This window comes from Nocardia sp. 852002-51101_SCH5132738 (genome assembly GCF_001665695.1).
Taxonomy (GTDB): domain Bacteria; phylum Actinomycetota; class Actinomycetes; order Mycobacteriales; family Mycobacteriaceae; genus Nocardia; species Nocardia nova.
The window spans coordinates 1-19,103 of record NZ_LZML01000134.1 but is presented as its reverse complement, the minus strand read 5'-3'; the positions used below and the strand labels follow the sequence as shown (position 1 = coordinate 19,103).

The 19,103-nt window shown below is 67.9% G+C and carries 24 protein-coding genes; 13 read left to right on the top strand and 11 right to left on the bottom strand.

The genetic code is table 11. The features are described from left to right. Both A5789_RS19560 and A5789_RS19555 read left to right on the top strand, forming a co-directional pair. The coding region (locus A5789_RS19560; RefSeq protein ID WP_231956650.1) for an alpha/beta hydrolase family protein at positions 1–585 on the top strand (585 nt) is incomplete at its 5' end. 75 nt (positions 586–660) lie between these two features. Further along, on the top strand, positions 661–1,848 hold the full coding sequence (locus A5789_RS19555; protein WP_063019279.1) for an AI-2E family transporter: 1,188 nt from the start codon (positions 661–663) through the stop codon (positions 1,846–1,848). Between the two features lie 8 nt (positions 1,849–1,856). Here the strand turns inward: A5789_RS19555 and A5789_RS19550 are convergent, their stop codons facing one another. After that, positions 1,857–3,110, bottom strand: coding sequence for a CdaR family transcriptional regulator (locus A5789_RS19550; RefSeq protein ID WP_227462880.1), 1,254 nt, complete (start codon positions 3,108–3,110; stop codon positions 1,857–1,859). Positions 3,111–3,448: 338 nt separating this feature from the next. Here A5789_RS19550 and A5789_RS19545 point away from each other — a divergent pair, with 338 nt between their 5' ends. Beyond that, positions 3,449–4,060: a dihydrofolate reductase family protein gene (locus tag A5789_RS19545; RefSeq protein ID WP_064904073.1), complete on the top strand. Its 612-nt coding sequence runs from the start codon at positions 3,449–3,451 to the stop codon at positions 4,058–4,060. Between the two features lie 142 nt (positions 4,061–4,202). Next, the gene (locus A5789_RS19540; protein WP_227462881.1) at positions 4,203–4,661 is read left to right on the top strand and encodes an organic hydroperoxide resistance protein; all 459 of its coding nucleotides are present in this window, start codon (positions 4,203–4,205) and stop codon (positions 4,659–4,661) included. Positions 4,662–4,720: 59 nt separating this feature from the next. On the opposite strand, the gene A5789_RS19535 is transcribed toward A5789_RS19540, so the two are convergent. Next, on the bottom strand, positions 4,721–6,217 hold the full coding sequence (locus A5789_RS19535) for an NAD(P)/FAD-dependent oxidoreductase (RefSeq protein WP_064904075.1): 1,497 nt from the start codon (positions 6,215–6,217) through the stop codon (positions 4,721–4,723). Positions 6,218–6,688: 471 nt separating this feature from the next. Here A5789_RS19535 and A5789_RS19530 point away from each other — a divergent pair, with 471 nt between their 5' ends. After that, positions 6,689–7,486, top strand: coding sequence for an SAM-dependent methyltransferase (locus tag A5789_RS19530; RefSeq protein WP_063012068.1), 798 nt, complete (start codon positions 6,689–6,691; stop codon positions 7,484–7,486). Positions 7,487–7,493: 7 nt separating this feature from the next. Here A5789_RS19530 and A5789_RS19525 read toward each other — a convergent pair whose 3' ends face one another. Further along, positions 7,494–8,528, bottom strand: a complete 1,035-nt coding sequence (locus A5789_RS19525) for a Gfo/Idh/MocA family oxidoreductase (RefSeq protein WP_063012066.1) — start codon at positions 8,526–8,528, stop codon at positions 7,494–7,496. A gap of 134 nt (positions 8,529–8,662) precedes the next feature. Beyond that, the gene (locus tag A5789_RS19520) at positions 8,663–10,249 is read right to left on the bottom strand and encodes an MFS transporter (RefSeq protein WP_064904076.1); all 1,587 of its coding nucleotides are present in this window, start codon (positions 10,247–10,249) and stop codon (positions 8,663–8,665) included. 102 nt (positions 10,250–10,351) lie between these two features. Here A5789_RS19520 and A5789_RS19515 point away from each other — a divergent pair, with 102 nt between their 5' ends. Beyond that, positions 10,352–10,963, top strand: coding sequence for a TetR/AcrR family transcriptional regulator (locus A5789_RS19515; RefSeq protein ID WP_064904078.1), 612 nt, complete (start codon positions 10,352–10,354; stop codon positions 10,961–10,963). 28 nt (positions 10,964–10,991) lie between these two features. Here A5789_RS19515 and A5789_RS19510 read toward each other — a convergent pair whose 3' ends face one another. From A5789_RS19510 to A5789_RS37385, 3 genes are read right to left on the bottom strand one after another with little or no spacing between them, the layout of a single operon-like run. Then, positions 10,992–11,789 (bottom strand): SDR family NAD(P)-dependent oxidoreductase, encoded by a 798-nt coding sequence (locus A5789_RS19510; RefSeq protein ID WP_063012061.1) that lies wholly within the window; start codon positions 11,787–11,789, stop codon positions 10,992–10,994. Continuing rightward, positions 11,774–12,223 carry a hypothetical protein gene (locus A5789_RS36695; RefSeq protein WP_155525707.1) on the bottom strand — a complete coding sequence of 150 codons (450 nt, stop codon included), beginning with the start codon at positions 12,221–12,223 and terminating at the stop codon, positions 11,774–11,776. Before A5789_RS36695 ends, A5789_RS19510 begins: the two co-directional genes overlap by 16 nt. Positions 12,224–12,256: 33 nt before the next feature. Continuing rightward, the gene (locus A5789_RS37385) at positions 12,257–12,445 is read right to left on the bottom strand and encodes a hypothetical protein (protein ID WP_064904080.1); all 189 of its coding nucleotides are present in this window, start codon (positions 12,443–12,445) and stop codon (positions 12,257–12,259) included. 8 nt (positions 12,446–12,453) lie between these two features. Here A5789_RS37385 and A5789_RS37915 point away from each other — a divergent pair, with 8 nt between their 5' ends. Then, on the top strand, positions 12,454–12,684 hold the full coding sequence (locus A5789_RS37915) for a Scr1 family TA system antitoxin-like transcriptional regulator (protein WP_064904081.1): 231 nt from the start codon (positions 12,454–12,456) through the stop codon (positions 12,682–12,684). Next, complete coding sequence (locus A5789_RS37910) at positions 12,675–12,818, top strand: DUF397 domain-containing protein (RefSeq protein ID WP_219822926.1); 144 nt, start codon at positions 12,675–12,677, stop codon at positions 12,816–12,818. The genes A5789_RS37915 and A5789_RS37910 overlap by 10 nt, the downstream gene beginning before the upstream one ends. A gap of 104 nt (positions 12,819–12,922) precedes the next feature. Here the strand turns inward: A5789_RS37910 and A5789_RS19490 are convergent, their stop codons facing one another. Then, a complete protein-coding gene (locus A5789_RS19490) occupies positions 12,923–13,555 on the bottom strand; it encodes a hypothetical protein (RefSeq protein ID WP_064904082.1) in 633 nt (210 codons plus the stop codon). A gap of 47 nt (positions 13,556–13,602) precedes the next feature. Beyond that, positions 13,603–13,947 carry a PEP-utilizing enzyme gene (locus A5789_RS19485; protein WP_063012051.1) on the bottom strand — a complete coding sequence of 115 codons (345 nt, stop codon included), beginning with the start codon at positions 13,945–13,947 and terminating at the stop codon, positions 13,603–13,605. Positions 13,948–14,084: 137 nt separating this feature from the next. Here A5789_RS19485 and A5789_RS19480 point away from each other — a divergent pair, with 137 nt between their 5' ends. Beyond that, entirely contained in the window at positions 14,085–14,483 is a 399-nt protein-coding gene (locus A5789_RS19480; protein WP_063012049.1) for a DUF4870 domain-containing protein, read from the top strand. Between the two features lie 125 nt (positions 14,484–14,608). Here the strand turns inward: A5789_RS19480 and A5789_RS19475 are convergent, their stop codons facing one another. Together A5789_RS19475 and A5789_RS19470 are read right to left on the bottom strand one after the other, a co-directional pair. Next, positions 14,609–15,034: a DUF2871 domain-containing protein gene (locus tag A5789_RS19475; protein WP_064904084.1), complete on the bottom strand. Its 426-nt coding sequence runs from the start codon at positions 15,032–15,034 to the stop codon at positions 14,609–14,611. Between the two features lie 173 nt (positions 15,035–15,207). Further along, positions 15,208–15,573 carry an antibiotic biosynthesis monooxygenase family protein gene (locus A5789_RS19470; protein ID WP_064904086.1) on the bottom strand — a complete coding sequence of 122 codons (366 nt, stop codon included), beginning with the start codon at positions 15,571–15,573 and terminating at the stop codon, positions 15,208–15,210. A gap of 79 nt (positions 15,574–15,652) precedes the next feature. On the opposite strand from A5789_RS19470, the gene A5789_RS19465 reads away from it, so the two are divergent. From A5789_RS19465 to A5789_RS19450, 4 genes are all read left to right on the top strand, one after another. Further along, positions 15,653–16,141, top strand: a complete 489-nt coding sequence (locus A5789_RS19465; RefSeq protein ID WP_064904088.1) for a MarR family winged helix-turn-helix transcriptional regulator — start codon at positions 15,653–15,655, stop codon at positions 16,139–16,141. A 198-nt stretch (positions 16,142–16,339) separates the two neighbouring features. Continuing rightward, positions 16,340–16,585: a DUF222 domain-containing protein gene (locus A5789_RS19460; RefSeq protein ID WP_228795444.1), complete on the top strand. Its 246-nt coding sequence runs from the start codon at positions 16,340–16,342 to the stop codon at positions 16,583–16,585. 177 nt (positions 16,586–16,762) lie between these two features. Continuing rightward, positions 16,763–17,971 (top strand): GNAT family N-acetyltransferase, encoded by a 1,209-nt coding sequence (locus A5789_RS19455; RefSeq protein WP_064904090.1) that lies wholly within the window; start codon positions 16,763–16,765, stop codon positions 17,969–17,971. 206 nt (positions 17,972–18,177) lie between these two features. Next, positions 18,178–18,948, top strand: a complete 771-nt coding sequence (locus A5789_RS19450) for a trans-aconitate 2-methyltransferase (RefSeq protein ID WP_064904091.1) — start codon at positions 18,178–18,180, stop codon at positions 18,946–18,948. Positions 18,949–19,103 lie beyond the last annotated feature (155 nt).

Sequence of the window (19,103 nt, the reverse complement as noted above, 5' to 3'; positions counted from 1 at the left end):
CTGACCGAGGAACTACCACCGATCATCGATTCCGGCTTCGGCGGAAACGGCAGGAACGCGATCATCGGAATATCGATGGCGGGGACCTCGGTCTTTCAGCTGGCACTGGCCGCCCCGGGCTTGTACAAGGCGATCGGGTCGTACTCGGGCTGCGCGCGCACCAGCGATCCGCCGGGGCAGCTCATCGTCGACGCGGTCGTGGGCGGCGGCAGGGGCAACACCGTGAACATGTGGGGCCCGCCGACGGACCCGGCCTGGGCGGCCAACGACCCCTACCTGCACGCGGACCGCTTGCGCGGCACCGCGATCTACGTCTCCACCGGCACGGGCCTACCGGGACCGCTCGACACCCTCGACGGTCCCGGAATCCGTTCCAGCTCAGCAAAATTGGCCGATCAGATCCTCGTCGGCGGCGCCCTGGAAACCGGCGCGGTCCGCTGCACCCGCGAACTCCGCACGAGACTCACCGAGCTCGCCATTCCCGCCACCTTCGACATGCGTCCCACCGGCACCCATTCCTGGGGCTACTGGCAGGAGGACCTGCACCGGAGCTGGCCGGTGTTCGCTCGGGCACTGGGACAGTGAGCCCACCCGAGTTCGGCGCGGACCCGCCGCTCCGGTCCGGCCCGGGCACGGCGCGCGGGCGCTACGCTGCCAAGAATGGGTAGTTCCGCCGATTCGGACGCCGAACGCGGCTCGCAGGGCGAGCCGTCGGTCCCGGAGCCGATCGCGGCAGCCGAACGCGCGGCCTCCGAGTCGGCCGGCGCGCAGCACCCGCACGGGCGGCCGGGCCCGCGGTTCGACCGCAATTCTCCGTTCGTGATCGGCGTGACCGGCGGCCTCGGCGTCCTCCTCGCGATCGGCATCGTGGACATGCTGGCGACCGCACGACAGGCCCTCGTGCTTGTGGGCGTGGCGCTGTTCCTGGCGATCGGGATCGAGCCGCTGGTCGCCTGGCTGAATCGGCGCCGGTTGCCGCGCTGGGCCGCCGTCGCCGTCGTATTCGGCTGTGCCACACTGCTCGTCGCCGGATTCCTGGCCGCGGCGATCACACCGCTCGTCACCCAGGGCGGCGATCTTGTCGACCACGCCTCCGACCGGCTGCACGACCTGGAGAACCAGTACCCGCTGATCCGATCGTGGTCGCAGCGTCTGCACCTGGATCAGGAACTCGAACACGGCCTCACCGACAACCCCGAGCTGCGCCACGGTCTGCTCGGCGCCGGTGAGCGCGTCTTCGGCGTCTTGGCCAGCGCGTTGATCGTGGCGGTGCTGACCATCTACTTCTCGGCGAATTTCCCGCGCATCCGGCACAGCCTGTACCGGTTCTTCCCGCAGTCGCGCCGCCCCCGCGCGATCCTGCTCGGCGACGCCATCTTCGCCAAGGTCGGCGGATACGTCCTGGGCAATCTGCTGATCTCGCTGATCACCGCGATCGCCACGTTCATCTGGCTGACCGTGTTCTCGGTGCCGTACCCGCTGATCCTCTCGGTGCTGGTGGCTTTGCTGGACCTGGTGCCGCTGATCGGCTCGACGGTGGCCGGGCTGATCATCACCGCCGTCGCGCTGACCGTCTCGCTGCCGGTCAGCATCGCCACGGCCGGATTCTTCCTCGCGATGCGGCTGCTGGAGGACTACCTGCTCGTCCCGCGCATCATGGACCGCACCGTCCGGGTGCCGGCGGTGGTCACGGTGGTGGCGATCATTCTGGGCGGCGCGCTGCTCGGCATCCTCGGTGCGCTGCTGGCGATTCCGTGCGCCGCCGCGGTGCTGCTCATCGTGCAGGAGGTGGTCTACCCGCACCTGGACGCCACCACCGAGCGGCCACCGGCCGGTTCCGGCGCGTAGGGCCCGAATCAGGCGGGCCGGCGCACCGGCGTGGACGCATCGCGGTCGGCGATGCTGAGCCGGGCGATCAACGCCGAACGCAAATACCACAATCCGGTGGTGCGGGACGGATCGAAGCCGGTCAGCTGGCCGATGCGGCGCAGCCGGTAATCGATGGTGTTCGGGTGGATGCACAATTGCCGCGCGGCGCGCTGCCGGTTGAGGTCGGTGTTGAAGAAGACGTGCAGCGTTTCCAGCAGCTCGGGGTGGTCGTCCAGGGGTGCCAGCCGGGCGTCGAGGATGTCGCGGCCGATGCCGGGCCGGGTGAGCTGATACTGCAGCGCGAGTTCGGCGAAGCGATGCACTCCGGGCCCGCGTCCGAGCCGGCGCACCGTGTCGAGCAGGTCGTGCGCCTGCTGCGCCGCGGCCGGGACGTCGGCCGCGGCGGCGCCCACCACCGCGGCGGTCAGCGGCACGCCGGCCAGCTCGGACAGCCTGGTGAGCAGATCGTCCAATTCCGTTTCCGTGCAGGCGGTTTCGGGGATGAGCACCGTGCCGCCGTCGACCGAGAGCATCGCCAGCGGCTGATCGCGCAGCAGCTTCGCCAGCGCGGCCTGCACCCGCCGCAGTTTTCGGCGCGCGACCACGTTCCGGTCCAGCCGCGGATGCGTTTCGTCGGGATGCGGCGGAATCCACAGGGCGAGAACGTGATACCGCTCGGCGATCCGGATCCCGCATTCGCGCGCCAGCTTCGTGGTGGCGTGCCCGCCGAGCAACGCCGAGGTGAGGGTGTGCACGGCGGTGTGGTGTTCGACGGCGTCGGCGCGGCGCTCCTGGACGTAGACCTTGCTGACGGTCGCTGTGATCAGGTCCAGCAATTCCAGCGCGGTGGCGGTGCCCCGGACGACGAGTTCGGCATCGCTGGCCTTGGCCCGGGCGAACAGCAGGTCCAGTCCGGCCTTGAATCCCTCGTGGACCGCGTGCACGACCACCTCGATCGGGATGCCGGCGCGGCACCAGCGCGCGGCCGCGGCCCGCAGCCGATCGGTGCGTTCGGGAAGGCCCCCGCCGTTGACCCGGCGGATCGACCATTCCACGCAGATCCGCGCGACGGCCGACACCTCACCGGACATCACATCGGCGGACAGGGTGGTGAACGGCGCCACGGATCCGCCGAGGTGCAGGACCAGTTCCCGGGACATGGCCTGCGCGTCCCGCATGGACAGCGAGGTGGCGCGGCCGGACATCGCGCGCTCAGCACCGACTGTGCTTGCTGTAGTCACTCTGACCTCCTTGTCACGGATCGGTGACCAGGCGATATCGACACCGCCCGATCACCGGCCGTAGGTGTTACCTGATGGAACGGTAATGCGAGCCTCCGCTCACCTTCTACTCCGTTTTGGACATTTTCGACACCCCGCCGCATAGCCTCTGACCTGCTCGAATCGGTGACTGCACGAGCAGATCTGCACATTTGGCGACAAAATATGGGGAACCGCTCACTTTTTGCCCCACTCCCGTCGCCACACTCGCGCCGCCGGAGATCGTCGCCGGCACCGATGACTTCCGCGCGCTCGCGCCGTCGGATCGTGCAACAGGACTTATCGGACCAGGAGACAACATGCGCACGATCACGGCCGGCTTGTTCATCGCTCTCGACGGCGTCGTCGAGAATCCGCAGGACTGGCACTTCCCCTATTACAACGAGGAGATGGGCGCGGCGGTCGATGCCCAGCTCGGCAGTGCCGACACGCTGCTGCTGGGGCGCAAGACCTACGACAGCTTCGCCGACGCCTGGCCCGCACGCGAAGCCGCGGGTGGGCCCGACGCGGAGTTCGGCCGCAAGCTGGGCGACGCCCGCAAGATCGTGGTGTCACACAGCGAGCACACCTTCACCTGGCGCAATTCCGAAGTGCTGCAGGGTGATCTGATCGCCGGGGCGACGGCACTGAAGCGGGAATCCGGCGGTGATATTGCCATCTCCGGCTCGGTCTCGGTGGTGCGGGCACTGCTCGGCGCGGGACTGCTCGACGAACTGCATCTGCTGGTGCACCCGATCGCGGTGCGGTCCGGCATGCGCCTGTTCGACGACGCCGAGGCCACTCTCCCGCTGACTCTGCTTCGCTCGACCGCCTTCCGCACCGGCGTCGTCCATCTCGTCTACGGACCCGGACACCACCTCGAGGGCGATTACGACCAGGCCAAACAACATCTGGCCCACGACGAGGACTGAGCACGGCGACCGGGTGACGTACACCGATTGCGTCACCCGACGGGCGCGACGGCGTGCCCCGGCGACCTACCGTTTCGGTACGGCGTTCGACCTCCTGCGAAACCGGCGGCAGCACAGCGCTTTCCGCTGCCGATGAGTGGTCGTGACCCGCTACCGAAAGGATCTTCCCGTGGCCGACATCACCTACACCGCAGTCGCGACCTCCACCGCCGAGGGCCGCAACGGCGCTCGCGCGACCTCCGACGACGGCGCACTGGACATCACCCTGGCCGTGCCGAAGGCGCTCGGCGGCGCGGGCGGTGGCAGCAATCCCGAACAGTTGTTCGCCGCGGGCTGGGCCTCATGCTTCGTCGGCGCGGTCCGGCGGGTGGCAGCGGCGAAGAAGGTGACGCCGAGGGATCTGGCCGTGGTCGCCGAGGTGACCCTGCACCACGACACCGAGCGCGACGAGTTCCGGCTCAGCGCCGCACTGCATCTGGAAGTATCCGGGATCGACCAGCAGACCGCGGACGAGCTCGTCGCGGGCGCCCATCTGGTCTGCCCGTATTCCAAGGCCACTCGCGGCAATATCGAGGTCGAACTCGACGCCACCGTGGCCTGACCGGAAGACCGCCCGGCGCAATGGCTTTCGCGCCGGGCGGTCCTCTCGGGCGAGCAGGGTCAGGCTCCGACCGTTTCGGCGGCGGCCGTGCGGTGCACCGGTGCGAAGCTCGACGCCGGCGGGCGACGCAGCATCCGGGCGTAGGTACGCACGGAGGCGGGCCAGGGGTTGGTGATCGCGCCGCTGTCGTGGGTGTACCAGCTGGGCACATCCGCCGACCACACCGTGGTGGCGAGCGCGTCGGCCAGCCATGCTCGATACGCCGCCATCGCGTCGGCCCGCACCTCGATCGCCGCCGCACCGATCTCGTCGCGCCAGCGCAGGCAGCGCATGATGTAGGCGATCTGATGCTCCTTCATCGCCGGATTGCTGCCCGCCGGAGTGAACGAGTTGGGTCCGGCGATGAGGAAGGCGTTGGGAAATCCCGGCACCGCCAGGCCCATGAAAGCGTCAGCGCCCGAACGCCATCGGTCCTGCAGAGACTGTCCACCACGCCCGCGCACGGTGATCGGGGCCAGGAATTCGGCGGCGCGGAATCCTGTCGCGTAGACGATGACATCGGCGTCGTAGCGCCCGCCGTCGGCGGTCACGACGCCGTCGCGGGTGATGCGGGCGATCGCCGAGGTGGTCAGTTCCACGTTGTCGCGACCCAGCGTGCGATAGAAGTGGCTGTCGAAGACGATGCGTTTGGCGCCGATCGGATAGTCCGGGGTGAGCCGTCCCCGTAGCACCGGATCGGCGACAGTACGCCGAAGGTACTGCCGCGCAATCCATTCCGCGGGCCGGGCGGGCCAGCGGCGGTGCATGATCGGCGCCAGCAGCGAGTCGGCGGCCTGGTGCAGACCCCAGCGGTAGGCGCGCTGCGCCCCGGGCAGCCGCAGCGCCGCTCGCGTCGCCGGGCCGAATTCGGCGGCCGGTTTGGGAAGGATCCACTGCGGAGTGCGCTGGAATATCCGCACGGAGTCGGCCGTGTCGGCCAACGTCGGAAGGCATTGTGCCGCACTGGATCCGGTGCCGATCAGGGCGATCCGCTGCCCGCGCAGCTCGGCCGCATGATCCCAGTCGGCGGTGTGGAACGACGCGCCGCCGAATTCGTCGCGGCCCGGGATCTCCGGAATGTTCGGCCGATGCAGCTGACCGACGGCGAAGACCACGACATCGGCGGGGAACCGAAGCCCGTTCGCGGCCCGCAGTTCCCAGCACGAACCCGATTCCGAGTAGGTCGCCTCGGTGACGGCGGTGTCGGTGTACAGATGGCCGGGTAGCCCTTCCGCGCCGGCGACGGCCCGCAGATATTCCAAGGTCCGGCGGCGCCCCGGGAATCGGATGCCGGTACTGCGGTACGGCGCGAACGAGAACGAATACAGGTGCGCCGGTACATCACAGCTACATCCCGGATAGGTATTGTCTCGCCACACGCCCCCCAATTCGGGCGATTCCTCCAGGATGACGAAATCGTCCATCCCCGTGCGCCGTAGCGCCGTTCCCATGCCTATCCCCCCGAATCCGGACCCGACGACGACCACTGTGCTGTGCAAGCCCTCTACCACCTCCATGTGAGACGAGATACTCAGTAACCGATCGGCAACCTTACGTGCCGGGGGGCGTAATTCCTAAATACCCGATCGCGCGGATGGAATGGCAGCCGCCGAACTCGAGTGCCGATGTGGACAACGTTCCAGATTGGACGCTTGATTAGTGTCGCGGCGCGCAAGGCTTCCACCTATCCGAAGGCGCGTGTCAGACATACTCCCCAACATCCGCCACCAACAAAACCGAGCCAACTAGCACATTCTTAGCTAACCAGTCGTCGCTGTCGAGTTCCCCGCGAACGACGTTGCCGCACACGAGCCGTCGCACATGGTCGCCCGCGCCGCACACGCGCTCCCCCACTGCGGGTCCGAATATCTCGGCCCTGCAACATATTCCGGCACAACCGTTGCGCGGAGGTTTATAATCGCGTAGTTCGCACCGACGAGATGCCGCGCGGTTCGGCGGCGCCCACACCTACGGGGAGCTCAGCACATATGGCCATCGACGATCCGGCGCAGATCCGCACCGATATTCCGCACTCGGCGCGCATCTGGAATTTCTGGATGGGCGGCAAGGACAATTACGAGGTCGATCGCGCTGTCGGTGAGGCGAGTCTGCAGATCGATCCGGATATCGCGACCATGGCGGTGCAGTCGCGGCAATTCCTGATCCGGGCGGTGCGCCATCTGGCCGGCGAGGCCGGAATCCGGCAATTCCTCGATATCGGTACCGGTTTGCCGACGATGCAGAACACCCACGAGGTCGCCCAGAGCGTCGCGCCCGATGCCAAGGTGGTCTACGTCGACCACGATCCGCTGGTTCTCGCCCACGCTCGCGCGCTACTGACCAGCACCACTCCGGAGGGTGTGACGACCTACGTCAACGCCGATTTCCACGAGCCGGAGAAGATCATCGCCGAGGCGCACGCCATCCTGAATCTGCAGGAGCCGGTGGTCGTCATGTTCATGGGCGTGCTCGGTCACGCCCGCAGTTACGAGGACATGCTGCGCATCGTTCGCACGGTGCTGGCGGCGGTGCCGTCCGGTAGTTATCTGGTGCTCTGGGACGGCACCGACGACAGCCAACCGTATGTCGACCTGTGCGCCGAATACGCGAAAACCGGTGGCACGCCGTATTATCCGCGCACGCGCGCCGAGATCGCCGCGGCCTTCGACGGACTCGAGCTCGTCGATCCCGGCTTCACCTGCATCACGCAGTGGCAGCCCGATTCCCGTGAGGTCGGCCGCGCCGCCGACATCGCCGCCTACGGCGGTGTCGCCCGCAAACCCTGACGGGCGTTCATCGAGCCGCCACCGCGCGCGCCCGCTCGATGACGCGCAGGGCCGCCACGGCATCGGCGGGGTCCACCGGCGGTTCGCCGCCGTCCAGCAGGGCGGCGGCGACCCCGGCGTAGAAATCCGGATAGGCCCCGGGTTCGCTGGGGGTCAGGCGCAGATCGCCTTCGGCGCCGAGCTGACCCCAGTCGACGGGATCGACACTCCCCCAAGACTGTCCGTCGCCGGGACGACGACCGGCTCGCAGTGCCGCCTCCTGCGGATCCAGTCCGTAACACACATACCCGGCCTCGGAGCCGAGCACCCGCAAGCGCGGGCCCAGCTGTGGCGCAACAGCACTCATCCATAGATGCGACCGCACACCCGAGGCATGGGTGAGCGCCACGAAGGCATCGTCGTCGGCCAGCACACCGGGACGGCGGGCGTCGAGCTCACAGTAGACGTCCTCGACCGGGCCGAACAGGTCGAGCGCCTGGTCGATCAGGTGACTGCCGAGGTCGTAGAGGATGCCGGCGCCTTCGTCGGCGCCACCGACCTCTCGCCACCCGCCCTTGGTGTGCGGGCGCCAGCGTTCGAAGCGGGATTCGAAGCGGCGCACCTCGCCCAGCGCGCCGTCGGTCATCAGCCGGCGCACCGTGCGAAAGTCGCTGTCCCAGCGCCGATTCTGAAAGACCGTCAGCATGACGCCGGCCCGTCGAGCGGCCTCGATCATCGCCTCGCCCTCGACGGCGGTCAGGGCGAAGGGTTTGTCGACCACCACCGGCAGCCCGGCCGCCACGGCCCGCAGCGTCAGTGGTTCGTGGGTGCGGTTGGGGCTCGCGATCACCACCAGATCGATATCCGTTGCGGCGCAGAACAACTCGTCGACTGTTGCGAATACCCGTACGCCGGGGTGGTCGGCGCGCGCCTGGTCGGCTCGTTCCGGCGAGGAGGTCACCACCGCGGCCATCCGGAGCCGAGGGTCGGCGGCGATCAGTGGAGCGTGAAAGACCGCTCCGGACAATCCGTATCCGATCACCGCCACATTCACCTGCGCCATCGCCGCTCCTCGATTCGACTTCCGCCGCGCGGACCGACACCCACGCCCGCGCGTGGCCGACGCCGGGCCGGCCCGCGTCCATCACAACACGCCTTCCTACTCCGGCGCGGTGACGCCGGCCCCGACACACCGAATCAGCGCTGCCCTGCTCCGGCAGCCGATTCGGCGCCGGCGGATTCGGCCCCGGCCGTTTCGGCACCCTCCGATTCGGCACCGGATCGCACGCGAGAGGGTGCCCACACTCCGAGGATCGTCGCGATCACCAGCGTCACCACCCCGAGCACGAGGGTGGCCTGGTGCAACCCGTGCGCGAAGGCGAATTTCGCTTGGTCCGCAAGCGGTTTCGCCTGCGGGCCGATGCGTTCGGTCACGGCCAGCGCGCCCGCGAGCGAGCCGGTGACGGGCCCGCGGATCGGTTCGGGAATCCGGTCGGCGATCTCGGCGATGCGGTGGCTGTAACCGGCCGCCAGCACGCTGCCGGCCAGGGCGATCCCCAGCGCGGCGCCCATCTCGCGAGCGGCGTCGTTCACCGCGGCCGCCACCCCCTGTTTGTCCGCCGGCGCCCCGTCCACGATCGCCGCGGTGGCCGGCGCCGCGGCCAGGCCGAGGCCGGTGCTCATGATCAGCAGCGGCCACAGCACATCCACGAACGTGCTCGCGGCCGTCAACCGCGACAGGCACAACAGGCCGATTCCGACGACGACCAGACCGACCGTGGTGGGCAGCCGCAGTCCGAACCGCTGCGCCAGCCACGGCGCGATCACCGACAGAGCCACCATCGGCACGATCATCGGCGCCATCGCGACCGCCGACAGCAGCGGCGAATAGCCCAGGATCAATTGGAAGAACTGCACGATCACCATGAACAGCCCGAACGAAACCAGGAACTGCACCGCCACCGACAGCGTCCCGGCGCCGAAACCCCGCCCGGCGAACAGCCGCACATCCAGAAGCGGGTGCTGGGCACGCAATTCGATCACTGCGAAGGCCGCGCCGACCGCCAGCCCGGCGACCACAGCGCCCAGCACCAGCGGATCGGTCCAGCCGCGTTGCGGGGCCTCGAGCGCCGCGATCACGATCAGGCCCACCGCGCCCGCCCCGCTCACCGCTCCCCAGGGATCGAAGCGCGCGTGCTCGCCGTCCTGCGATTCGGGAACGGTGCACGCCGCGACCGCCAGAATCGCACCCGAAATCGCCATCGCGAGCGTGATCGACAGCCACGACCAGCGCCACAGCAGCACTCCGGAACCCAGGATGCCGATGACCGCGCCGCCGCCGACCGTGCCCGCCCAGATGCCGACCGCGACATTGCGGCGATCCGGTTCCACCCCGGAGGTGAGCAGCGACAGCGTCGACGGCATCACCAGTGCCGCACCCACTCCGGCGATCGCTCGCGAGCCGATCAGCCATTCCGGGCCGTGGACCACCAGCGGGATCGCGGAGGCGATCGCGAACACCGCCAGCCCGATGATCATGACGATGCGGCGGCCGTAGCGGTCGCCCAGAGCGCCGGCAGGCAGTACCAGACATGCCAGCGCCAGCGTGTAACCGTCGATGATCCAGGTCAATTGGGACTGCGTGGCACCGGTCGCCGAGGCGATCTGCGGCAGGGCGGTGTAGAGCGCGGCCATCGACGCGACGACCAGCGCGATGGCCAGGCAGGACACCACGATCACCCATCGGGTGCGCCCGGGAACGAGCTCGGTCTTGGTTGCGTTCATCGCGCCTCCCGAGAAACGATACTTTCAGTTTCGCTATGCTACTCACAGTATCGTTTCTGTCCCGTGCGGCCGTCGATCTTGCCGAGGAGGAATCCTGAGACCATGACATCGACTGCCGGGATGGGATCCGAGGACGATCCGCGCAAGGCGCGCTCGCGTCGCCGCCTCCTGACCGCCGCGGCCGAGCTGTTGCGCGACGGCGGACTCGACGCGGTCACCATCGATGCGGTGACGCGGCGTTCGGGCGTCGCGCGCACCACGCTGTACCGGCATTTCGACACGGTGGCACAGTTGCGTACCGCGACGCTGGAAGAGCTGATGCCGCCGGTGGTCGAGATCCCGGACGCGGGTCCCCTGCGCGAGCGGCTGATCGAACTGCTCACCCGGCAGGCCGCGGCGATCAACGACGTCCCGCTGCATCTGACCACGCTGGCGTGGCTGGCGACCGGGGACGCGCAGGCGCACGGCGAGGGCGTGCGGGCCGGTTCGCTGCGCACTCATCTGATCGACACCTATCGCCGCCCGTTCGACGAACTGTTCGACGACCCGCGGGCACGCGCACTGCTCGGCGACCGGGAGCTCACGGCGGTGCTGGCGCAGCTCGTCGGGCCGATCGTCTTCGTGCGGCTCACCGGCATCGGCCGCGCCGGACGCGACGACTGTGCCCGCATCGTCGACGATTTCCTCGCCGCGTGCGAGCGCGATCGCGGCTGAAAAGATCTGCGTGCGAGGCGGTTTCGCGTCAGTAATACACGGGTCCCGGCACGCCGCCGCCGGCCGCGACGGCATCGCCGGTGATCGCGATGCTGCGCGGCGAGGCCAGGAAGGTGACGACGTCGGCGACCTCGCGGGCGTCGATCACCCGGCGGATCGAGTTGGCGGCCAGACCGGCCTCCAATTCTTCGACAGTGGCACCGGATTCAGCGGCCTGGGCGGCCAGGCGTGCGGTGAGTCGTTCGGTCCGGGTCAGCCCCGGGTGCACGACCGTCACGTTGATCCCGTGCGGGCCGAGTTCGTCCGCGAGATTCTTCGTCAGGGCGGAAACGCCGACGTTGCGCACCGTCTGGGCGATCGAATTCGCTTGCCGCGCACCGAGTCCGCTGATGTTGACGATTCGCCCCCAGCCCTGCGCGATCAGATGCGGCGCGACGGCGCGGGCGGTGCGCAGATAGCCGAGGACCTTGATCTCGACCTCACGGCGCACGATGTCGTCGCTGGTGGCATTCAGATCCGCGGGCGAGCCGGCACTCCACGGCGTGGCCGCGGCATTGACCAGGATGTCGACCCCACCCAGCTCCGCCACGGTGCGCTCGACCAGTGCCCGCACCTGCTCGTCGTCACCGGTGTCGGTGGGCACCGCCACGATCCTCCGTCCGCTCTCCCGGGCGAGTGCCTGCGCGGCCGCCGCGAGCGGTTCCGCGGATCGGGCGGCGAGCACCACGTCCACGCCCTCGGCCGCGAGTCCGCGCGCGACGGCCAGCCCGATCCCCTTACTGCCGCCGGTGACGATGGCCCGCTTACCGCTCAGCTGCAAATCCATGGGAGCGACGGTAACAACGCCTGCCGTGCGCGTCGCGGATCCGGATCGGAGTGAATGGAATCCGGCTCGGTGATCCCCGTTCTCGCCGGTGTCGGTTCCCCGGATCGACGCGCACAGCCTTTGACGGCCGAACAGATCGTGCAAACCTGGCCGGTTTCGGCGGTTTTCGCGCAATTCCGTCGAGGTTTGCACGAAAAATTCGGGGTGTGCGGACTGTCGGCTCCGGCGGTCACCGAAGCGGCCGCCACCGCAGGCACGTCACCGCGACGAGCGTTCCGGACGGCACTACCAGTCCGCGTTTGTTCTCGTGCGGCGGCGGCGAGATCGCTGCCCGGCGCATACTCGATCACCTCGCCAATGGTCGTGTCGCGCGCCTGACTGATCTCGATATGCCGGGTCTTCTTCATCGTCCACACCGCTTCCAGGCCGTTCACCTCGGTGCATCTGGTCCTGTCGTCCGGCACCGCCTACCCCTGTTCCCGCATATCGGCGACCAGCCCGTACAGCACGCTCAGCAGGGTGCCGAGGTCCGCGCCCGTCGCCACCGGCAGCTCGCTACCGGTCGGGTCGTGCCGGATGCCGCGCGCGGCGGCACGCTCGCGCAGCCTCCGAGCCGGAGGAACAATTTCCGCAACACTTGAACCCGGCGCTGACACAACCGCCGGTGGTATACATCGAGGGCTACGCCGGAACCCTGTACCTGGACAAGCCAACCGAGATCGAGGGGTACCGACAGGCGCTGTCCGACATCGCCGCTGTGGCGCTGGACGAAGCGGAGTCAAGGGCTCTGCTGGAGAAGATCGAACAGGAGTACAGAGCGTCAGTACCGAAACGTCATCCGCGAAGTGGTTCAAAAGCAGCCGAAGCCGCGACGGCGGAGAGTGCGTGGAGGTAGCGCACCTCACCAACGGTGCGGTCGGAGTTCGCGACTCCAAAAACCCCATCGGCCCAGCGCTTCTCTTCACCCCCTGTGAATGGGACGCCTTCACCACCGGCCTTCAGGAGGGCAAATTCGAGCGACCGGCGTAGCAGCACGGAGTTCGAGCAGCCGCTCACCGAGTACGGCACAGGACAACCGGTCACCCGCTCCTGGATCGCGTTCGACCACTGATCGAGGCTTCGGACTTACTCGTCTAGGACGGTAATGCCCTGTCGATACCGAGCGTGGCAATGAGATCTTCGTGCAGTTCGAACCACACTCGGTGGGCCGAGTCGTGTTCGGTTCCGGTGACCATCTCGGGATTATCGGCGGCCAGGGACAGGGCCGCGGCGAATCGAGTGTCGTAACCGGCGAACCGGGCGAGCCGTTCGGTGAGAGTATTCGTCAACGGAACCAATTCCTTTGCGAGGCTTTCCAGTTCGGCAAGGATCGGCCTGTCCCGCTGTGCGTCCCGGTGGTCGTTGTCCTGCATGCTGCCATTGGGAAGGATGGTCAGTTGCCAGGCGGTGCACGCCTGCACCAACCGTGCGCTGAGCGGGAGAAACATGCGATAGACGCCTTCCACCAACGCTTTCGCCCCACACTCGGAAAGCTCCTCGGCGAGTTGCCGCTCGTTCTGCGCACGTCCGCTCTCGGTGAGCGACCACCCCGCGTCCGTCCCGAAACGGAAGCAGCTGATCCAACCGCACTCCCGGAAGTCCCGCATGTGCGACTCGGTGAGGTCGACAGGCATTCGGTATCGGTCGGCCGCCGCGTGCGTATCAACGAACCCGCCGAGGCGAATTGCGTGCAACGCGAGCAGCGAACTGCGTGAAACGTGCGTCATCGCGGACTTCCCTTTCGTATCGAGCAGCCATGTCTGGGGAAGCGACGTCAATGGTGGGTCGAGCGAGCGGCATGAACGTGTCCCTTGGTTCCATCGACCGAGATGTTCCGATGATTCGCCAGGGTCTCCATCGCCCCCTCGGCCGCCACCACGGCTGGAATCCCGAACTCGCGGGCGACGATTGCCGCATGGGACAGAATTCCCCCGGTTTCGGTCACCACCGCGGCGGCAACACCGAAAAGCGCTGTCCACGACGGATCTGTCACGCGACAGACGATGACATCGCCCGGCTCCACCACGTCGAAGTCGTCGACACCGCGCACCAGCCGGACCGGGCCGGCGACAACACCACGACTGGCCGCAACGCCGGTGACAATGGGCGCTTCCGGCATCTGGTTCCTCCTGTCCACCGCGATTCGACTCGTCAAACATAGGTTGACGCTCACGCGCCCGTCAACTATCGGTTGACGGCAGGGTCCGCAGGGAAAGTTGGGATCGGTAGGAGGCGCGCGCGGCGTCTACTCACCCCATGACATTTTCTCAACCTCCCGCGAACCAACCGCAGTCCGCCGGCCTGGACAAGAAGACCAGCGCGATCCTGTCGTACGCGCTGGGCTGGCTCACCGGAATCATCTTCCTCTTCATCGGAAGGCACGATCCCGATGTGAAATTCCATGCCTCCCAATCGATCGTCTTCTTCGGGGCGGTGTCGGTGCTGAATATCGTCCTCAGCATCCTCGGCTCGCTCCTCGGAGCCCTGGGCATCCTCTTCAGCCTCGCCGGACTCGTCGTCGCGGTCTTCACGGTCGTCGTCTGGATCATGGCCATGGTCCAGGCGAACAACACCGGCGGTGTCCGCGCAGCGCTGCCCATCGTCGGACGATTCACCGCCCCTTACGCCGACCGGTTGGCCAACTCGATCAAGTAGCGGCGAAGTCGCCCCGCATGACAGCCACATGCGACAGCCCGAAGACCAACGGCCCGAGACCATCTCGGGCCGTTGGCGTCCGCGCGACACCAGCCCGAGCATCCACCCCGGACGTCACCGATAGGTCAGGCGGGTACCACCTCCTCGCGGCGGGTCGTGATGGCCTGGTGCACGGCGACGAAGAACAGCACGAATCCGATGGTCAGCAGGACGTGACCGACGCCGGCCAGCTCCGCCAGTGGCATGGATTCGCCGTACCCGAGGACGGTCCGGGAACCGATGATCGTCATGCAGGCCACGGTCCAGAGGACAGCGATGTTGTAGACCGCGAAGAACCAGCGATAGGCGCGGGTGTTCGACAGGGCGAGTTGATGTTCGAGCACCAGGACGATCAGAAAGAACAGTGTTCCCAACGCCAGCAGGTGAGTGTGGACTACGGCGAGTTCGGTCTTGCCGGTGAACTGATGGGCCTTGGTGAGTTCGCGATAGACCAGGCCCGACGGCAGTCCCAATGCAGTGTAGCCGACGGCGGCCCAGTAGAGCTGTTTCATCGAGTCCTCGTTCGCGAAATATTGTGCGGTCGTTCGAAGGTGGAGTGGTCAGGCCGACAGCTATGCGGTGGGCGCTGCGCGTCGGCCTGCTGAGCCTGGGTGCCCTGCGGTGTGACATGGTTGTTCTCCTGGGACACCCAGGCGGTGAACCGTTGTCCGACAAGCCATCCGGCCTACCGGGACAGCACGTCGCCAGGTCCCAATTCGACGGTGAGATGGAAGATCATCGGCCGTGCGGTGAGGTCGAGATCGTTCTGGATCCGCAGCGTCAATTCACGCCATTCCGCAGTGCCCAGTGCGTTACGCAAGGCGGTGCCGCTGTCCCAATCCCCGACGTTGACGAAGATCACCTCGGCCGCCGCGCCGGCCGCCTGGAACATCCGGGTTCGGCGGAAACCGGCGGCGGCCGCCATGTACTGGGCGCTGTCACGCCAGCGTTGCAGGAACAGGTCCCGCTGCGCCGCGGGGACCGACATCGTGTTGATCACTGTGACCGGCGCGTCGGTGTCAGGGACGAAGGGAATGCTGGGATTTGTCATATTGTCATATTGAGTGACAATCACGTTTTTTGTCAATACGCTTATATGGCAATAATGTTGGATTGCTAGTGTAGTTGTCATGACGAACCGGCCGCTGGACTCACGCGCGGCATTCCTGTTGTCGCAGATCGGTTTTCACGTGTCGTACCAGCTCACCGAGCAGCTGGCGCGATTGGATCTCGACCCGGCCCACTTCGCAGTCCTCACCCAACTGGCCGTTGCGGATGGCCGCAGCCAGCAAGAACTCGCGGATCTGCTGCGGGTCCACCGCAACGCGATGGTGGGACTCGTCGACGAGCTCGAGGAACGCGCACTGGTGACCCGGCAGCCGCATCCGGCCGACCGGCGCGCGCACGCGGTCCACCTCACCGACAATGCCCGCGAGGTACTCGAGTCGATGCAATCCGAGGCCGACGCACTGGAATCGGAAGTTCTCGCACCGCTCGACGAGAGCGAGCGAGCTCAGCTCCTTCCGCTCCTTCAACGCATCGCCGCCCACGCCGGCCTTCCTCCCGGCGTACACCCCGGCCTCCAGCGACGGCGCCGCGCACGTCGAGCACCGCGGTGAACTCGGCCACCGACTTCCCAGCTCGATGAGCCCGGAACGCAAACCACGCGACGCTGCCGCAAAGTTCGACGCGCTGGCCGAACCGATTATCGAACAAACGTTCGAGCATGCGCTACGCTAGCCGGCGTGAACACACATTCGACTGCATTGGCACCGAATGCTCCGGCATAGAGCTGGTCGGACCTGGCCGATGTCGACTTGCTGCGCACCCTCGTCGAAACCGAACGCCGCCGGCGTCGATTGGGTGCGGCCATGGTCGCGGCCGTCGCCGAGGCCGAGCGCCGCGGTCTCGCCGCCGACACCGGCTACCGGGACACAGCGGAGCTGTTGAGTGATCTCCTGCGAATCAGCGCCTCCGAGGCGCGCCGGCGCATCGAATACGCCGCTCCGCGAGCCCGATCCCGCGCCAGAAAGGCATGGCGAGCGATGGCGGCGGCAGGCTGAGGCCGAGCACGGTTCGGGACCGCGGAATTCATCGCCGAGCAGCTGCGACGCGGCGGTGCCACCAGAACATCCGGCCGCCCTGCCGGTCCGCATCGCGCTGATTCCCGGCAGCGGCCCGCTAGCGTGGTCCGGGAAGCGCGGCGCACGGAGTGCCCGGCCCGTCCTCGGAGGTGATGAATGACCAGCGGCCCAGCCGTCGAACTCGTGACGCTGACCGACGCCGATGAGGTACGTGCGGCGGGAGAGATCTTCCGTACCGCGATGCTCGGGCTGCCGCCGCTGCCGGACGGCGCCGACGGACTGGTCGAGCCGGGGCGCACGCTCGGGGCGCGCCTGGACGGGCAGCTCGTCGGGGCCGTCGACTCCTACAGCAGTTGGCTGGCGGTGCCCGGCGGACAACGTCTTCCGCACGCGGCCGTCACACATGTCGGCGTGCTGCCGACCCACACGCGCCGGGGTGTGGTGAGCGCGCTGCTGCGGCGTCAGCTCGCCGATATCGCCGAGCGCGGTGAAGTGGTCGCGAGTCTGCGCGCCACTCAGGGCGGGATCTACGAGCGGTTCGGCTACGGTGTGGCCGGCTCGTACGCGACGCTCGAGGTGGATCGGCGACAGGCCCGGTTGCGCGACACCGTTCCCCAGGGCGGGCCGGTGCGCTACCTCGACGCCGGGAACCGCTGGGAGATGCTGGCGAAAATCTATGCGGCCGCTGATATTTCATGGAACGGCGCGATCGACCGGCCGCCGTATTGGTGGCGTTTCCAGGAGTTGGTCGCAGGCAACGCCGGCTGGACGGTGGTGCACGGCGACCCCGGCGCCGAGGACGGATTCCTGCGCTACCGCCCCTCGGACAGCACCGGCTGGCCGCGCAATCCGCAGCGCACCATCGTCGTCGACGACTGGGTGGCCACCACGCCCGCGGCCTATCGCGGACTGCTGCGGCATCTGCTGACCCACGACATCGTGGACCGGATCGTGGTGACCTTCGCGCCGGTGGACAGCCCGCTGCGGCATCTGTTCACCGATGAGCGCGTGGTCACCGTCGCCGGCGTGCACGACGAGACCTGGCTGCGGCTCGTCGATGTCCCCGCGGCGCTGGGACGCCGCAGCTACCGCGAGGCACCGGCGGTGGTCCTCGCGGTGACCGACGACATCCTGCCCGCCAACACCGGCTCCTACCGGATCACCGCCGACGCCGTCACCCGCGTCGACGCCCCCGCCGATCTCACCACCGACGTGGCCGCCCTCGCCGCGGTCTACCTCGGCGGATCCACCTGGCAGCACCTGGCCCTCGCCGGTCGGGTGCGCGAAAACCGCAGCGGCGCAATCGAAGACGCGGATGACCTGTTCGCCACCACCTCGGCCCCGTTCGCCGGCACCTACTTCTGAACCCGGCGAGACGACCCACGTCAGCGCCAATCCGGCGCACCCGCTGGGACGAGGCGATCGCGGCCGTGGCAGAGCCGGCTGCCAGTGCCGACGCGGCCGGAGTCGCTCGAGGCGTTGATCTCCGACTCACCGCCGCACCGGAAGCGCCACCACGCGCTAACATAACGTTTGTACGGTTTAGCACCTCCGGCGAGTGGGAGCAGCTCATGTGGGATCCCGAGAAGTACCGTAGTTTCGGCGACCACCGCTCGCGGCCGTTCTTCGAACTGATCGCGCGTATCGACGCCGAGAATCCACGCCGGGTGGTCGACCTGGGGTGCGGGCCCGGGCAGCTGACCGGCGTGCTCGCTCAGCGGTGGCCGAAGGCGCGGATCGACGCGTTCGATTCCTCGCCCGAAATGGTCGCGGCCGCACGGGAATCCGGTATCGACGCCGAAGTGCGCTCCGCCGAGGAGTGGCAGCCCGCACCCGATACCGACGTCGTGGTGACCAACGCGGTGCTGCAGTGGGTGCCGACGCATACCGAACTGCTGCCGCGATGGGTGGCGGCGCTGCCGGCCGGGGCCTGGCTGGCATTGCAGGTGCCGGGCAACTTCGACGCGCCCTCCCATGTCGCCATCCGCGAACTCGCCGCACGCGAGGAATGGCGGCCGCGCCTGGAAGCCAGCGGCATCCTGCAACCGCGCGACGTCCTCGATCCGAGCGGCTACGCGAGGCTGCTCACCGCCGCCGGATGCACGGTCAACGCCTGGGAAACCACCTATCTGCAGCGGCTGACCGGCAACGATCCGGTCCTCGAATGGGTGACCGGAACCGCCCTGCGACCGGTCCGAAGCGCGCTCGACGACGACGCATGGACGGAGTTCACCGCGCAACTCGCCCCACTCCTGCGCGCCGCCTACCCCCAGCGCGCGGACGGAACGACCTGGTTGCCGTTCCGGCGAGTCTTCGCCGTGGCGCACAAGTCCGGCGACTGACACCTCGCCGAACGGCCTCCGCCGCAACGCATGCCGCACCGGACGGACAACCGCGGGTAGCATGTGGTGAGACGATTCCGAAGGGGGATTCTCAATGATGTTGTCAAGCCGCGACGCCCCTGATTTCGGGTCGGTATGGGGTGCCGGTTTGCAGC

What these genes read in the sequence shown, in the direction of transcription:
- A5789_RS19455 (WP_064904090.1), top strand. Translation starts at nt 16,763, where the DNA reads ATGACCAGCGGCCCAGCCGTCGAACTCGTGACGCTGACCGACGCCGAT.
- A5789_RS19535 (WP_064904075.1), bottom strand. Translation starts at nt 6,217, where the DNA reads ATGGAGGTGGTAGAGGGCTTGCACAGCACAGTGGTCGTCGTCGGGTCC.
- A5789_RS19490 (WP_064904082.1), bottom strand. Translation starts at nt 13,555, where the DNA reads ATGACGCACGTTTCACGCAGTTCGCTGCTCGCGTTGCACGCAATTCGC.
- A5789_RS19510 (WP_063012061.1), bottom strand. Translation starts at nt 11,789, where the DNA reads ATGGATTTGCAGCTGAGCGGTAAGCGGGCCATCGTCACCGGCGGCAGT.
- A5789_RS19465 (WP_064904088.1), top strand. Translation starts at nt 15,653, where the DNA reads ATGACGAACCGGCCGCTGGACTCACGCGCGGCATTCCTGTTGTCGCAG.
- A5789_RS19520 (WP_064904076.1), bottom strand. Translation starts at nt 10,249, where the DNA reads ATGAACGCAACCAAGACCGAGCTCGTTCCCGGGCGCACCCGATGGGTG.
- A5789_RS19555 (WP_063019279.1), top strand. Translation starts at nt 661, where the DNA reads ATGGGTAGTTCCGCCGATTCGGACGCCGAACGCGGCTCGCAGGGCGAG.
- A5789_RS19485 (WP_063012051.1), bottom strand. Translation starts at nt 13,947, where the DNA reads ATGCCGGAAGCGCCCATTGTCACCGGCGTTGCGGCCAGTCGTGGTGTT.
- A5789_RS19475 (WP_064904084.1), bottom strand. Translation starts at nt 15,034, where the DNA reads ATGAAACAGCTCTACTGGGCCGCCGTCGGCTACACTGCATTGGGACTG.
- A5789_RS19450 (WP_064904091.1), top strand. Translation starts at nt 18,178, where the DNA reads ATGTGGGATCCCGAGAAGTACCGTAGTTTCGGCGACCACCGCTCGCGG.
- A5789_RS19480 (WP_063012049.1), top strand. Translation starts at nt 14,085, where the DNA reads ATGACATTTTCTCAACCTCCCGCGAACCAACCGCAGTCCGCCGGCCTG.
- A5789_RS19470 (WP_064904086.1), bottom strand. Translation starts at nt 15,573, where the DNA reads ATGACAAATCCCAGCATTCCCTTCGTCCCTGACACCGACGCGCCGGTC.
- A5789_RS19530 (WP_063012068.1), top strand. Translation starts at nt 6,689, where the DNA reads ATGGCCATCGACGATCCGGCGCAGATCCGCACCGATATTCCGCACTCG.
- A5789_RS19515 (WP_064904078.1), top strand. Translation starts at nt 10,352, where the DNA reads ATGACATCGACTGCCGGGATGGGATCCGAGGACGATCCGCGCAAGGCG.
- A5789_RS19545 (WP_064904073.1), top strand. Translation starts at nt 3,449, where the DNA reads ATGCGCACGATCACGGCCGGCTTGTTCATCGCTCTCGACGGCGTCGTC.
- A5789_RS19525 (WP_063012066.1), bottom strand. Translation starts at nt 8,528, where the DNA reads ATGGCGCAGGTGAATGTGGCGGTGATCGGATACGGATTGTCCGGAGCG.